Origin of the sequence: Stenotrophomonas sp. GD04145 (genome assembly GCF_029835135.1) — a bacterium.
Taxonomy (GTDB): Bacteria; Pseudomonadota; Gammaproteobacteria; order Xanthomonadales; family Xanthomonadaceae; genus Stenotrophomonas; species Stenotrophomonas maltophilia_P.
This window is the reverse complement of record NZ_JAODZG010000025.1, coordinates 1-13,624: the sequence shown is the minus strand read 5'-3', so window position 1 is coordinate 13,624 and position 13,624 is coordinate 1. Positions and strand designations below refer to the sequence as shown.

At 67.0% G+C, this 13,624-nt stretch carries 14 protein-coding genes; 5 read left to right on the top strand and 9 right to left on the bottom strand.

Features of this window, described 5'->3' with window-relative positions; genetic code table 11:
* Positions 1-81: 81 nt before the first annotated feature.
* The 5 genes from rodA to N7367_RS12945 form a co-directional block, all read right to left on the bottom strand.
* Positions 82-1,194 carry a rod shape-determining protein RodA gene (gene rodA / locus N7367_RS12965; protein WP_279942530.1) on the bottom strand — a complete coding sequence of 371 codons (1,113 nt, stop codon included), beginning with the start codon at positions 1,192-1,194 and terminating at the stop codon, positions 82-84.
* Positions 1,191-3,269, bottom strand: coding sequence for a penicillin-binding protein 2 (gene mrdA / locus N7367_RS12960; RefSeq protein ID WP_279942529.1), 2,079 nt, complete (start codon positions 3,267-3,269; stop codon positions 1,191-1,193). The genes rodA and mrdA overlap by 4 nt, the downstream gene beginning before the upstream one ends.
* A 3-nt stretch (positions 3,270-3,272) precedes the next feature.
* Positions 3,273-3,758 carry a rod shape-determining protein MreD gene (gene mreD / locus N7367_RS12955; protein ID WP_053519639.1) on the bottom strand — a complete coding sequence of 162 codons (486 nt, stop codon included), beginning with the start codon at positions 3,756-3,758 and terminating at the stop codon, positions 3,273-3,275.
* On the bottom strand, positions 3,755-4,822 hold the full coding sequence (gene mreC / locus N7367_RS12950; RefSeq protein WP_065175166.1) for a rod shape-determining protein MreC: 1,068 nt from the start codon (positions 4,820-4,822) through the stop codon (positions 3,755-3,757). Before mreC ends, mreD begins: the two co-directional genes overlap by 4 nt.
* A 121-nt stretch (positions 4,823-4,943) precedes the next feature.
* Positions 4,944-5,990: a rod shape-determining protein gene (locus N7367_RS12945; RefSeq protein WP_005411077.1), complete on the bottom strand. Its 1,047-nt coding sequence runs from the start codon at positions 5,988-5,990 to the stop codon at positions 4,944-4,946.
* A 283-nt stretch (positions 5,991-6,273) separates the two neighbouring features.
* On the opposite strand from N7367_RS12945, the gene N7367_RS12940 reads away from it, so the two are divergent.
* On the top strand, positions 6,274-7,212 hold the full coding sequence (locus tag N7367_RS12940) for a carbohydrate kinase family protein (protein ID WP_074899818.1): 939 nt from the start codon (positions 6,274-6,276) through the stop codon (positions 7,210-7,212).
* A gap of 130 nt (positions 7,213-7,342) precedes the next feature.
* On the opposite strand, the gene N7367_RS12935 is transcribed toward N7367_RS12940, so the two are convergent.
* From N7367_RS12935 to ubiE, 4 genes are all read right to left on the bottom strand, one after another.
* Complete coding sequence (locus tag N7367_RS12935; RefSeq protein WP_279942543.1) at positions 7,343-7,963, bottom strand: HAD family hydrolase; 621 nt, start codon at positions 7,961-7,963, stop codon at positions 7,343-7,345.
* Positions 7,963-8,694, bottom strand: coding sequence for a hypothetical protein (locus tag N7367_RS12930; RefSeq protein ID WP_279942528.1), 732 nt, complete (start codon positions 8,692-8,694; stop codon positions 7,963-7,965). Before N7367_RS12930 ends, N7367_RS12935 begins: the two co-directional genes overlap by 1 nt.
* A gap of 92 nt (positions 8,695-8,786) precedes the next feature.
* Positions 8,787-10,715 carry a M1 family metallopeptidase gene (locus N7367_RS12925; protein ID WP_279942527.1) on the bottom strand — a complete coding sequence of 643 codons (1,929 nt, stop codon included), beginning with the start codon at positions 10,713-10,715 and terminating at the stop codon, positions 8,787-8,789.
* 247 nt (positions 10,716-10,962) lie between these two features.
* Positions 10,963-11,724 carry a bifunctional demethylmenaquinone methyltransferase/2-methoxy-6-polyprenyl-1,4-benzoquinol methylase UbiE gene (gene ubiE, locus N7367_RS12920; protein ID WP_053520441.1) on the bottom strand — a complete coding sequence of 254 codons (762 nt, stop codon included), beginning with the start codon at positions 11,722-11,724 and terminating at the stop codon, positions 10,963-10,965.
* 80 nt (positions 11,725-11,804) lie between these two features.
* Here ubiE and N7367_RS12915 point away from each other — a divergent pair, with 80 nt between their 5' ends.
* The 4 genes from N7367_RS12915 (at position 11,805) to N7367_RS12900 (ending at position 13,608) form a co-directional block, all read left to right on the top strand.
* Positions 11,805-12,257, top strand: coding sequence for a nucleoside deaminase (locus N7367_RS12915; RefSeq protein ID WP_065175170.1), 453 nt, complete (start codon positions 11,805-11,807; stop codon positions 12,255-12,257).
* A gap of 197 nt (positions 12,258-12,454) precedes the next feature.
* Positions 12,455-12,715: a hypothetical protein gene (locus N7367_RS12910; RefSeq protein ID WP_279942526.1), complete on the top strand. Its 261-nt coding sequence runs from the start codon at positions 12,455-12,457 to the stop codon at positions 12,713-12,715.
* Between the two features lie 74 nt (positions 12,716-12,789).
* Entirely contained in the window at positions 12,790-13,116 is a 327-nt protein-coding gene (locus tag N7367_RS12905) for a hypothetical protein (RefSeq protein ID WP_262218926.1), read from the top strand.
* A 69-nt stretch (positions 13,117-13,185) separates the two neighbouring features.
* Positions 13,186-13,608, top strand: a complete 423-nt coding sequence (locus N7367_RS12900; RefSeq protein ID WP_053520445.1) for a low affinity iron permease family protein — start codon at positions 13,186-13,188, stop codon at positions 13,606-13,608.
* Positions 13,609-13,624 lie beyond the last annotated feature (16 nt).

Genomic DNA, 13,624 nt, shown 5'->3' with positions numbered 1-13,624 from the left:
GCGCAAGCGTTGGACGGCCCCGGCCTTGCCCGAAACCGCAGAGGTGCAGCAACCCGCGTCGGCCGCGCGCTCCCGGAGGTGCTAGCCGTAGCCGCCGTGCACGGGATTGTGGCTGCGCACCGCCATCACCAGCCCGAAGCCGGCCAGCAGCGAGACGGCCGACGTACCGCCGTAGCTGATCAACGGCATCGGCACGCCCACCACCGGCAACAGACCCGAGATCATTCCGCCATTGACCAGCACGTAGACGAAGAACGCCAGGCCGGTGGCACCGGCCAGCAGCCGCGAATAGGAGTCGCGCGACTGGCTGGCAATCCACAGGCAGCGCCCGATCACCACCAGGTACAGCGCCAGCACGACGGCCACGCCGATCCAGCCGAATTCCTCGCTCAACACCGAGAACGCGAAGTCGGTGGTCTGCTCGGGAATGAAGTTCAGGTGCGACTGCGAGCCTTCGCCCCAGCCCTTGCCGTCGAACCCGCCGGAACCGATCGCGATCTTCGACTGGATGATGTTCCAGCCCGCGCCCAGCGCATCCATTTCCGGGTCGAGGAACATCATGATGCGGTCCTTCTGGTAGGGCCGCAGCAGCCAGAACCAGGCCAGCGGCGCAACCGCGGCCACGCCGCCCACGCCCAGCCCCACCCACCACCATGGCAACCCGGCCAGCAGCAGCACGAACACGCCGCTGGCGGCGATCAGCACGCCCGTGCCGAAGTCCGGCTGCAGCATCACCAGACCGGTCGGCACGCCGATGATGACCAGCGACACCAGCACCGTATTGATGCGTGGTGGCAAGGGCACCCGGTGCAGGTACCAGGCCACCATCATCGGCAGGCTCACCTTCAGCAGTTCAGCCGGCTGCAGGTAGAAGAACTTCAGGTCCAGCCACTGCCGGCCGTATTTGCCGGTACCGAGCACGAACACCGCCAGCAACGGGATCATGGAGATCGCGTAGATCATCGGCGTCGCCGAACGGATGCGCAGGATCGGTACCCGCGAGATGGCCCACAGCGCGGCCATGCCCACGGCGAAGCGGGCGCCCTGCGCCATTACCAGGCTGTCGCCGCCTGCACTCTTCAGCGTGGCCAGGCCGATCATCATCAGCGCGCCCAGGGCAAGGCACAGTACCCAGTCCAGCGTGCTGAAGAAGCGCCGCAGCATGTCCCCGGCCCATCGCAGGAAGGCCCTCATCGCGTCGCCTCCGCAGCCGCCGGTGGACGCGGCGCGGCAGGCAGTGCCGGTGCCGGCGCAGCGGGTGTTCCCGGCTGCGGCTGGGGCTGCGGGACCGCAGCGCCGATCAGCACCGGATGCTCACCGACCTGTGCGGCGGCAGCATCCCCCGCGTGGCGGGCGCCCACGTCCTCGTTGTCGAAAGCGGTCGCACCGATGGCGGTGGTGCCGCGTTCGCTGTCCAGCGGCTGGATGCCATCGGGCATCTTGCCCAGCAGCCAGGCATCGAACACCTTGCGTGCGATCGGCGCAGCTGCCGAGCCGCCGTAACCGCCGCCTTCCACCGCGATCGCCAATGCGATCACCGGCTGATCGGCCGGCGCGAAGCCGACGAACAGCGCACGGTGGCGCAGGTGCATCGGCAGGCTCTTGGGATTCACCGCTGCCGTGCCACGGCGGCTGACCACCTGCGCGGTGCCGGTCTTGCCGGCCATCACGTACGGCGCCCCGACCGCCACCCGCCAGCCGCTGCCGCCGGGCTGCATGGTCGCCATCATGCCTTCGCGCACGGCCTGCACGTTGTTCGGATTGGGGCTGACCGGCTTGCTGTCGCGTGCCGGCACCCCGGTCCACTCGCTGTCGAACCCTTCGCGCTGCTGGATGACCAGGTGCGGCGTGCGCAGCTGCCCGCTGGCCAGACCGCTGACGCCCCGCGCCAGCTGCAGCGGAGTGACCTTCCAGTCGCCCTGGCCGATGCTGATGTTGACTGTATCGCCGGGGTACCACGCTTCCTTGCGGGTCTTCCGCTTGTACGCCGGTGACGGCAGGATGCCGCCGATCTCGCCGGTCAGGTCGATGCCGGTCGGCTGGCCGAAACCGTAATAGTCCATGTAATGGTCGAAACGCTCGATGCCCAGGTCCAGCGCCAGCCGGTAGTAATAGGTATTGACCGAATTTGAGATCGACTTGCGCAGGTCGGTCCAGCCATGGCCGCCACGGTTGGCATCGCCCCAGCCGCGGCTGGTGCCGGGCAGGTAGAACATGCCGGTGGACAGGATCTTGTCTTCCGGGCGGCGCACACCGGCGTCCAGACCGGCCAGTGCGATCAGCGGCTTGAGCGTCGAGCCGGGGGCCACGCCGCCCAGTACAAGGCGGTTGAACTGCGGGCGCGATGGATTGTCGTTCAACGCTTTGAAATCGGCGTGGGAGATGCCGTTGACGAACAGGTTCGGGTCGTACGACGGCAGGCTGACCATCGCCAGGACCTCGCCCGTGCGCGGGTCCATCGCGACCGCCGAGCCTTCCTGGTCGCCGAAGGCGGCAACCATCGCCCGCTGCAGGTCGGCGTCGATCGACAGGCGCAGGTCGACACCGGACTGCGCGGCAACGCGGCCGATGGTGCGGATCGCACGGCCCTGCACGTTGGTCTCCACCTGCTCGTAACCGACCTTGCCGCGCAGCTGCTGCTCGTAATAGCGCTCCAGGCCCGACTTGCCGATGTGGGTCAACGCGGCATTGCCCTCGCCAAGGATCTCCAGATCCTTGTCATCGACACGACCGACGTAGCCGATGATGTGCGCGAACAGATCGCCGTACGGATAACGACGGGTCAGGTAGGGCTCCAGCTCGACACCCGGGAAGCGCCAGCGATCGACGGCGAAGCGTGCCATCTCATCGTCGGTCATGCGCAGCTTGAGCGTGACCGGCAGGAACTTCCGGCGCGCCTTGCGCGACTTGTTGAACGCCTCCAGCTCTTCCGGACTGATCTCGATGATCTTTGCCAGTCCTTCCAGCGTGGCATCCATGTCCTTGACCTTGTCCGGGGTCACGTCCAGGCGGAAAGCCGGCACGTTCTCGGCCAGCAGGCGGCCGTTGCGGTCGTAGATCATGCCGCGCCCCGGCACCACCGGCCGCGGCTTGATGCGGTTGGCTTCCGAACGGGTGGCGTAGATGTCGTGGTCCAGCACCTGCAGCTTGAAGTACCAGCCGCCCAGCCCGAGCAGGCATACCAGCACCCCCAGGAAACCCAGCGCCGCACGACGGCGGAACTGCTCGGCTTCAGCGTGCGGGTTCTTGACCTGGCGGCGCGGAATCATGGCTCAACGCCCGCGTTTGCCGAAACGCACCGCGTCCAGCAGCACGAATACCAGCGGCCACAGGCCCATGCCCAGCAGCGGCGCCCACCAGTACGACCACGGAAGCGTCGGCTCATCCACCACGATGTGCACCAGCGCGCTGACGATGCGGTCGTTGAACAGCAGGCCACCAATGGCGAGCATCTGCTGGGACATCGGGAAGAAGCGGATGCGGGCGCGGAAGCGCTGCAGGATGAAGGCCAGCATCACCAGGCGCAGCGCTTGTTCACCCAGCACCCCGCCATACAGCAGGTCGGCGACAACGCCACTGGCGAATGCGATGCCGAGACCAACGCGCTCGGGCGTTTCGATCACCCAGTACGCTAGCACCAGCGCCAACCAGTACGGGCGCAGCGGCTGCAGCAGGGCCGGCAGCGGCAGCAGGCCCAGCAGCAGGGCCACCACCAGACTGGCCGGCAGCACCCAGGGATTGTCGCGCAGGCGGCTCATCGCTGGACCTCTGCGGCGGCGGCCGGTCCGGCTGCCGGCTGCGGATCCGGGGCGGTCGAAGACGCCGGAGTGACGGCCGGCGCCGACGGCTGCCCTGCGCGGGTGTCTGCCGGTGCTGCTGCCGGTGCTGCTGCCGGAATTGCCGGGACCGGCACGGTTGCGGCATTGGCTGGCCCGCCCGGCGCGGTGTCCTCCAGCTGCAGGCGTACTTCCGGCGGGATGCGGATCGCTGCGCCCGGGCGCAGCAGCAGCACATCGCGGCCGCGGTCGAGCTGTGCGGCCGGCTTCAGCTCACCGACCAGGAAGGCATGGGTGTCATCCGGGCGCAGCGCGGTGATGGTGCCGACCGGGAAACCGGCCGGGAAACGGCCACCGAGACCGGAGGTGACGATCTCATCGCCCACTTCCACCCCGGCACTGAGCGGGATGTCGCGCAGTTCCAGCGTATCGCCGCGACCGTAGACGATCAGGCGGACACCGTTGCGGGCCACGGTCACCGGCACGGCATGGTCGGGGTCGGTCAGCAGCAGCACGGTAGAGGTGCCGCCGGTAACGCTGATCACCTGGCCCATCAGCCCACCGGCGTCGATCACCGCCTGGCCGACATGCACTCCCTCGCGGCTGCCTGCGTCGAGTACCAGACGCTGTTTCACCGGGTCCAGGTCGATATCGAGGATCGGCGCCAACTGCACGTCCAGTCCGCTGCGCTCGGCCACGTTCAACAGTTCGCGCAGCTGGGCATTGTCCAGCGCAGCGGTCTGCAGACGGGTCAGGCGGGCGTTGGCCAGCAGCAGCTGGTTGCGCAGCTCGCGGTTCTCGCTGACCAGCTGGCTGTGGCTGGCCGCGTTGTCCTTGACCTGGCTGCCCAGCTTGCCCGGCAGGCCTGCCAGGGCCCAGACCGGCTGCACCAGGGTGTTGGCCTGTTCACGCAGGCGCGCCAGCCAACCGGCCTGGTCGTCGAGGACGATCAGGGTGATGGCCAGCGCGAGATAGGCCAGCAGCCGCAGCGGGCTGGCGGCATCACCGGATCGGGAAGCAACGGGAGGACCGGCGTAGGGCGGCACGGCAACGATTCAACTGGCAGAAGGCGGAGGGGAAACACGCGGACGCCCCGCCGGTGCCGGCCCGCCAACGCGACGGGCCGCACCCCGGAGGGGCGCTGCGGGCAGGAACGGCCGGGACAGCTTATTCCGGCGCAAAGAACTCGTTGCCGTGCATGTCGACCAGCTCCAGCGCACGACCACCGCCGCGGGCCACGCAGGTCAGCGGATCGTCGGCCACCTGCACGTGCAGGCCGGTCTCCTCAGAGATCAGGCGATCCAGGTCGCGCAGCAGGGCGCCACCACCGGTCAGCACGATGCCGCGCTCGGCGACGTCGGCGCACAGTTCCGGCGGCGTCTGCTCCAGGGCCAGCTTGACCGCGCTGACGATGCCCGACAGGGGTTCGTGCAGGGCTTCGAGCACTTCGTTGGAGCTGATCTTGATCATCTTCGGCACGCCCTCGGCGAGGTTGCGGCCGGAAATCTCCAGCTCCTGCACCTCTGCCTGCGGGTAGGCACAGCCCAGCTCCACCTTGATGCGCTCGGCCGTGGCTTCACCGATCAGCATGCCGTGGTTGCGGCGCACGTAGTTGGTGATCGACTCGTCGAATCGGTCGCCACCGATGCGGACGGAGGCCGAATAGACGATGCCGTTGAGGGAGATGACCGCCACTTCGGTGGTGCCACCGCCGATATCGATGACCATCGAGCCACGGGCTTCGGTGACCGGCATGCCGGCGCCGATCGCAGCGGCCATCGGCTCTTCGATCAGGTACACGTCGCGGGCACCGGCTTCCTCGGCCGATTCCTTGATCGCACGACGCTCGACCTGGGTCGAGCCGGCCGGCACACAGACCAGCACGCGCGGACTCGGGCGCAGCACGCGGGACTTGTGCACCTTCTTGATGAAGTGCTTGAGCATCGCCTCGGTATAGGTGAAGTCGGCGATGACGCCATCCTTCATCGGGCGGATGGTGGTGATGTGGCCCGGGGTACGGCCCAGCATCTGCTTGGCCTCGGCGCCGACGGCTGCCACCGAGCGGGTGCCACCGATGGCACGGTCCTGGCGCACGGCCACGACCGACGGCTCGTTCAGCACGATCCCCTGCCCGCGCACGTAGATGAGGGTGTTGGCCGTGCCCAGGTCGATGGACAGGTCATTGGAGAACATGCCACGGAGTTTCTTGAACATCTGAGGAAGGAGTCCTGAGGGGTGTCGTGCCCGCCGCGGGATGGCGAAAAAATGGGCAGAAATCGAGGCCGACAAGCCTAGCAACCCGCCTGCCGCCGAGCAAGGAAAAATCCAGCTGAACCCGCGTCTTCACAGGCTTTGGGCCTGATCCGGCATCACCCGCTTCTGGCCCTGAGCGGCACCAGCGGGTAACCTTTGCGCCGTCGGGCGCCCAAGGGCGCCGTTTGCTTGCCCGTCGAAGCGGGCAGGCCCACCCCAAAATTCACCGCATAGGCTTACATCGATGTCCGCTCTGATCTGTGGTTCTCTTGCCTTCGACACCATCATGGTGTTTCCGGACCAGTTCAAGAATCACATCCTGCCGGACAAGGTGCACATCCTGAACGTGTCGTTCCTGGTCCCGCGGATGCGCCGCGAGTTCGGCGGCTGCGCCGGCAACATCGCCTACAACCTGCATCTGCTGGGCGGCCACCCGATCCCGATGGGCACGGTCGGCTCGGACTTCGGCCCGTACCGCGAGTACTTCGATGGCCTGGGCATCGACCTGTCGCGCGTGCGCGTGATCGATGAGCTGTTCACCCCGCAGGCCTTCATCACCACCGACCACGACAACAACCAGATCACCGCCTTCCACCCGGGCGCGATGATGCGTTCCTACGAGAACCACGTGCGTGGCGTGCCGGGCGTGACCCTGGGCCTGGTCGGCCCGGACGGCCGCGAAGGCATGATCCAGAACGCGCTGGAGTTCCACGAGGACGGCATCCCGTTCATCTTCGACCCGGGCCAGGCCATGCCGCTGTTCAACGGACCGGAGCTGCGCCAGTTCATCGAGCAGGCTGACTACGTGGTGGTCAACGACTACGAGTCGAACCTGCTGCAGGAACGCACCGGCTGGGACGAGAAGGAAATCGTCAGCCGCGTGCAGGCCTACATCACCACCCGTGGCCCGAAGGGTGCGGTCATCCACACGCCGGACAAGAGCTACGACATCCCGCCGGCGCACGAGCGCCGTGTGGTCGATCCGACCGGCTGCGGCGATGCCTTCCGCGCCGGCCTGATCTACGGCATCCAGAAGGGCTACGACTGGCTGACCATCGGCCGCATGGGCAACCTGATGGGCGCACTGAAGGTCGAGCACCCGGGCACCCAGAACCAGCGCTTCACCTTTGAAGAGTTCAACGAGCAGTTCAAGCAGCAGTTTGGTTACGCGCTGAACGCGTAAGCCTGCCGGCACTTCCGGAACGTCCGACCGACACGTTGCCTGCTCTCTGTAGAGCCGAGCCATGCTCGGCTTGCGCGCGCCAGCGCGATCTGACCGCAGAGCAGCCGAGCGTGGGCTCGGCTCTACACGGTCATGCGCCCTGCCAGGCCGCCAACAGGGCGCGGCAATCGGCGAAGTGCCAATCGGCGCGGCCCGGCCATGGGTTCTCCGGCAGATTGACCAGCACGGTGTGCGTGCCTGCGGCACGGCCGCACTCCAGGTCGTAGGCGTGGTCGCCAACCATCACCGCCTCCGTCGCTGCAACGCCCCAACGCCGCAGGTGCTGCTGCAGGCCATCCGGCGAGGGCTTGGGCACCGCTTCTTCGCGGCCGATGATGTCGGCATCGTCGAACAGTTCCCCGACCCCGATCGCCTCCAGCGTCAGCTTCGCCAGCGCATGGTCGTTACGGGTCAGGATGCCCAGCCGGCACCCGGCGGCCGCCAGCGCGCGCAGCAGCGTCACCGCGCCCGGCGCGGGCAGCGCGTCCTCGGCCAGCGCGCGCTCATGATCCAGCAACCACGCGCGCTTGGCCTGCGCCGGCGCGTCCGGCAGCGCCGCGATATGGTCGAGGATGTCCTCCTCGGCGGCGATCTCCAGTGCGCGGCGGATCGCGGCAAAATCATGCACGGCCACGGTCAGCGTGCCGTCCATGTCGAACACCCAGTGGCGGATCGCGGGCAGCGCCTGCGCGGCCGTGGCCGCGCCCGGCATCACTGCCACCACGACGGCATGCGGCTTGCGTCCACGCCCCCGGTCTCGAACACCGCCGTGCGGGTGCCGCCGGCCTTGACCGGGAACTCGATGCTGATCGACTTGCCCTTGCGCGCCAGCTTCCACAGCGCCTTCTGATCGGTGATGAACAGCGCAATCGCCTCATCGGTCTGCGGCCGCCAGGCGGCCATCGACACCGGCTTGCCGTCGTCCACGGTCACCTTCACCGTGCACTGCGGGCAGCGGAAATCGCCCGCCTGCAGCACCAGGTAGGCGTGCCGCTTCCACTCCGGATGATCGCGGAACACCAGCTGCACCGGCTTGGCGCCACTGCCATCGACGTCCACCCGCTCCTTGCTATAGATCTGCGCCGACACCTGGCTGCCCTTGTTGCCGACCGGTATTTGGTTGTACTGCCACAGCGCCTGCATGCGGCGCAGGTCGCGCGCGGCATCACCCTTGGCCTTGACCTCGTCGAAGCCGGCGGCGATGCGTTCGGCGGCGGCGGTGTCCTTGTACTGGTCCAGCAGCGCGGCGCCATGCAGTCGCGCGCGCTCCCAGTCCTGCGCGGCGACGGCCATGTCGTACTGCCTGGCCACGTCCTCGGCCTTGGCTTCCTTCTGGGCCTGCACGGCAGCGGCAGCGGCCTCCTGCGCCTTGCGCTCTTCTTCGGGATTGCTGCAGGCGGCCAGGGCCAGGGTGCAGGCGGTGAGCAGGATCAGTCGTTTCATGGCAAAGGTCCTTCGTGTTTTTCGCATGCTTGCAAAGTCGCGCATGGCTCGACTCTACAAAAAAAGCGCCGGGCAGTGCCCGGCGCTTGTTCTTACTTGGCTTCGGCCTTGGCCAGCATGTCCTGGACCGAGGCAGTGGTGATCGGATGGTAGCCCGGCTTGGCCTTCTCGAAGGCCTGCTTGGCCAGCTCCAGCCCCTTCGGCGTCTTCACCAGTTCGGCGTAGATCGGCAGGATCAGCTTGCGACGGCCGACACGCTCGATGAATGCCGCCGCGGCCTCATTGGCCGGCTCGTAGCCGCTGCGGATGGCCAGCGGATACCAGCGCATGGCGATCTCGCCATTCGGCGTGCCCGTGAAGTGGAAGGCCTTGTCCAGCGTGGCCAGCGTGTCCAGCGGCTGGGTCGTGCCCAGGCCGTCGATGAAGCGCACCCACTCCTGGGTGCTCCAGTCAGCGATGACCTGGCTGCTGGGCATGGTGCCGGCGCTGGTGAAGGCGATGCGCGCGGTATCGACGCTGCTGAAGTTGCGCGACTGCGCCTTGGCCGCGAACGCCGGGATGCCCGGCTCGTCCAGCCATGCCTTCAGTTCGGCTTCCGTCACTGCCGACGGGTTCTTCGGCAGCAGGTTCTTCTTCAGGTACTCGACGAACTGGTCGGTATTCGCGCTCTGGAAGGCGTGGTCATCGAACCAGCCGCGCAGGAACGGATCGAAGGTCTCGCGGCCGAAACGCTGTTCCAGGAACTCCAGGAACCAGGAACCCTTGACGTAGGCCACCTGGCTCAGGGCTTCATCGGGGTCACGCTCGTTCAGCGGCGGCAGCGCCAGCGCCTGGTCGGCGGGGCTCATGTCCTTCACTTCCGCCAGCAGATCGGTCTGGTCGATCTGCCGCTCCATTTCGGCCATCTCCTTGCCATACAGCGCTTCGGTGATGCGGCCCTGGACGTAGGTGGTGAAGCCCTCGTTGAGCCAGATGTCCTTCCAGCTGGCGTTGGTCACCAGGTTGCCCGACCAGCTGTGCGCCAGTTCGTGGGCGACCAGCGAAACCAGCGATTTGTCGCCGACGATCACGGTCGGGGTGGCGAAGGTCAGGCGCGGGTTCTCCATGCCGCCGAACGGGAACGACGGCGGCAGCACCAGCATGTCGTAACGGCCCCAGCGGTACTCGCCGTACAGCTTCTCGGCGGCACCGATCATCTTCTCGGTGTCCTCGAATTCCTTGGCCGCCTTGCCGACCATGGTCGGTTCGGCCCAGACGCCGGAGCGGCCGGAGATCGGCTCGAACACCAGGTCGCCGGCGGCGATCGCCAGCAGGTAGGACGGGATCGGCTGCGGCATCTTGAAGGTGTAGTCACCATCACGCGCGGCCTTGGGGTCGTTGTCGGCGCTCATCAGCACCATGACGTCCGGGCGCGAGACCACGTGCGCGCTGTAGGTGAAGCGCACGCTCGGGGTGTCCTGCAGCGGCACCCAGGAACGGGCATGGATGGCCTGCGACTGGCTGAACATGAAGGGCAGCTTCTTGCCTTCGGTCATCGACGGCGCCAGCCACTGCAGGCCCGAGGCGGTCGGCGCGGTGTGGTAGGTCACCTCGACCTTGGCCGGCTGCTGCGGGGCCTCGATGGTCAGCTTGCTGCCGAACACCTTGTCGGCCGCCGCCAGCTCGAACTTCAGCGGGCTGCGCGCGCCGTCAGCGGCAACGGCTTCGACCTTGGACACGGTCAGCTCGCGGGTGTCGAGCACCAGCTGCGTGGCGTCCTTCTGCTTCCATTCCAGGGTGTAGGTCGCGGTACCGCCGATCTGCTTCTGGTCGAAGTCCAGCTTCAGGTCCAGCGCGATGTCCTTGATGACGACCTTGTCCGGCTCGGCGTACGAGCTTTCGTCGTGGCTGCGGTTCTCGGCGTTCACGGGAGCGGCGGGGGCCTTTTCGGCAGTCGGGGCGGCGGCGGGCGCGGCCGCCTCCTGGGAGCAGCCAGCGGCCAGGGCCACGGCCAACGGAAGGAGCATCAGCGGATTGCGCATGAATCGGGACCGTTACGGGGAGCAAACCCCAATGGTACCTCCCTCCGGCCCCGCAGGCGTTGCGCGGTGCGGGGTAAGGCGGCCAAGGCCGATCCTGCGGCGGCGCCCTGGGTAGGTGCCAACCTTGGTTGGCACGGATCCATCAACGCATGTGGCAGGCCCGTGCCGACCAAGGTCGGCACCTACCAGAGCGGATGACCGCAGCGGCCGAGTGCCAACCAAGGTTGGCACCCACCAAGGGCAAGGCTTACAGCTTGTAGCCGGAGTGGATCGACACGATGCCGCCGGTCAGGTTCTTGTAGTGGCAGCGCTCGAAACCGGCCTCGCCCATCATGGCCTTCAGCTCGTCCTGCGGCGGATGCTTGCGGATGCTCTCGGCCAGGTACTGGTAGCTGTCCGAATCATTGGCGAACAGCTTGCCCAGCTTCGGCAGGATCTTGAACGAGTGGAAGTCGTAGATCGGCTTGAACCAGTCGGCGGTGACCTCGGAGAACTCCAGCACACGCGCCTGGCCGCCGACCTTGAGCACGCGGTACATCTCGCGCAGGCCGGCATCCTTGTCGGTCACGTTGCGCAGGCCGAAGGCGATGGTGACCAGGTCGAAGCTGTTGTCCGGGAACGGCAGGGCCTCGGCATTGCACTGGACGTAGTCCAGGCCCAGCACCAGGCCGCGGTTGGTGAGGCGATCACGGCCCACCGACAGCATGCCGGCATTGATGTCGCCTAGAACCACCGAACCTTCGGCGCCGACGCGCTCCTTCAGCAGGGCGGCAATGTCGCCAGTGCCCCCCGCGAGGTCAAGCACGCGGTCACCCGGCTTCACCTGCGCGGTGGCCACGTAGTAACGCTTCCACGCCCGGTGCACGCCCAGGCTCATCAGGTCGTTCATCAGGTCGTAGTTGCGCGCGACCGAGGTGAACACCTGCCCGACCAGCTTCTGCTTGTCCTTGGCGGCGACGTCGCGGAACCCGAAATGGGTGGTACCGGATTTGTAGGGGGATTCGCTCATGCCCCGATTATCGCACCGCCAGGGCCGCTGCGGGGGAACGGCGCCTTATCATGGCAGCCCATGACCTTCCGGAGCCCCGCATGATCACCACACCTGATTACCAGGCCCTGCTGCAGACCGCCATCGCCGAAGCCCGCCAGGGCCTGGCCGAGGGCGGCGTGCCGATCGGCGCGGCGCTGTACCACAACGACGGTCGCCTGCTCGGCTGCGGCCACAACCGCCGGGTGCAGGAAGGCGATCCCTCCGTGCACGGCGAGACCGACGCCTTCCGCAAGGCCGGGCGCCAGCGTCGCTACCGCGACACGATCATGGTGACCACCCTGGCCCCGTGCTGGTACTGCTCGGGACTGGTGCGCCAGTTCAACATCGGCACCGTGGTGGTCGGCGAGTCCCGCACGTTCCAGGGCGGCATCGACTGGCTGCGCGAAAACGGCGTCAATGTGATCGACCTCGACAGCCAGGAATGCGTCGACCTGCTCGGGGGCTTCATTGCGCAATATCCCGAGATCTGGAACGAAGACATCGGCGAATGAGTGCCGTGGACTGACCCCAGCCCGCGTTTAATGAATGCTTCATCCGCGGCAGGCCCTTGTGCAGTCAGCGTCTGCGGCGTTCGATGTGACGCGCTGCGCACTCAGTCAGCACGCATGCACACGCTGCGGTAACACCCCATCGCTCCGGTGCGCCTACGGTGGGGTTACCGGGGCCTCCTACCCCGGCGGAGCCAGCCATGTGCGCGCACGCCGCAAGCCCCACGCCCGATCCGATCCTTGACGCAATCCGCACCCGGCTGCGGAACCAGTATCGGCTGCACCGGCGCGGTGCGCTGTTCTGGACCGCTTACCAGGGCATGCAGCTGGAACTGGTGCGCGACCATCCACACGACCACGTCCGCCTGTGCAACGCGATGGCGGACATCGCTGAAGACCTCGGCGTGGTCGAGCACGCCCAACTGATCGGCAATCGCAACGCTGTTTCCACATTGCGATGACACCGCTTCCACCGGTGATCAGGCAACACTGCGATTCCCCCCACTCCACGTCCACCTCAACCGATTGGATCGACATGCACACTGAAGTCCCTGCCATTCCCCCGGTCATCGACGTCGATGCGGAACTCGAGCACTGGCGCCGCCAGCATGCCGACGGTGCGCTGCCTCATAATTCGTTCGGTTCCTACGTACCCTGGATCAAGTTCGCCTGCGATTCGCTGATCACCCAGCCGCGCGCCAGCAACGCGCAGCGTGACGAGATGTTCCAGACCCAGTATGCGCTGCAGATCATGCCGCGGCTGAGCGAAGCACAGGCCCGCGAGTTCGTCGACCGCTGCTGGCAGCACGTCTACCAGGCCAGCCGCGTGCGCCTGCAGGACGCACCGCGGCTGCGCGCCTGAGCAGGCCTGCTGCACGCGGGCTGCACGGCCACGCGCCGATCATCACGTCACCCCAGCGGGACGACGACGGTGAAAGCAAGAAACCTGTTCAATACCATCGCCAAGAAGGCCGCGGCCGCCACCGGCTCTCCGTGGACCTTTCTGGGCGCAGTAGCCATCGTGGTGGTGTGGGGCATTTCCGGCCCGGTGTTCGGTTTCAACGACACCTGGCAGCTGGTCATCAACACCGGCACCACCATCATCACCTTCCTGATGGTCTTCCTGATCCAGCACACGCAGAACGCCGATACCGCGGCGATGCAGATCAAGCTGGACGAGCTGATCCGGGCCACCGCGGAAGCCAACAACGAGCTGCTGGATCTGGAAGAACTGGACGAACAGCGGCTCGAAGAGATCCGCGCCGAATATGAGCGGATGGCACGCGAAGCCGGCGACGCGCTGGCCCGTGTGCGGGCCTGCCACACGGTGCGCCGTGATGATGAAGCGGTGTAGCCCTGACGCGACGACC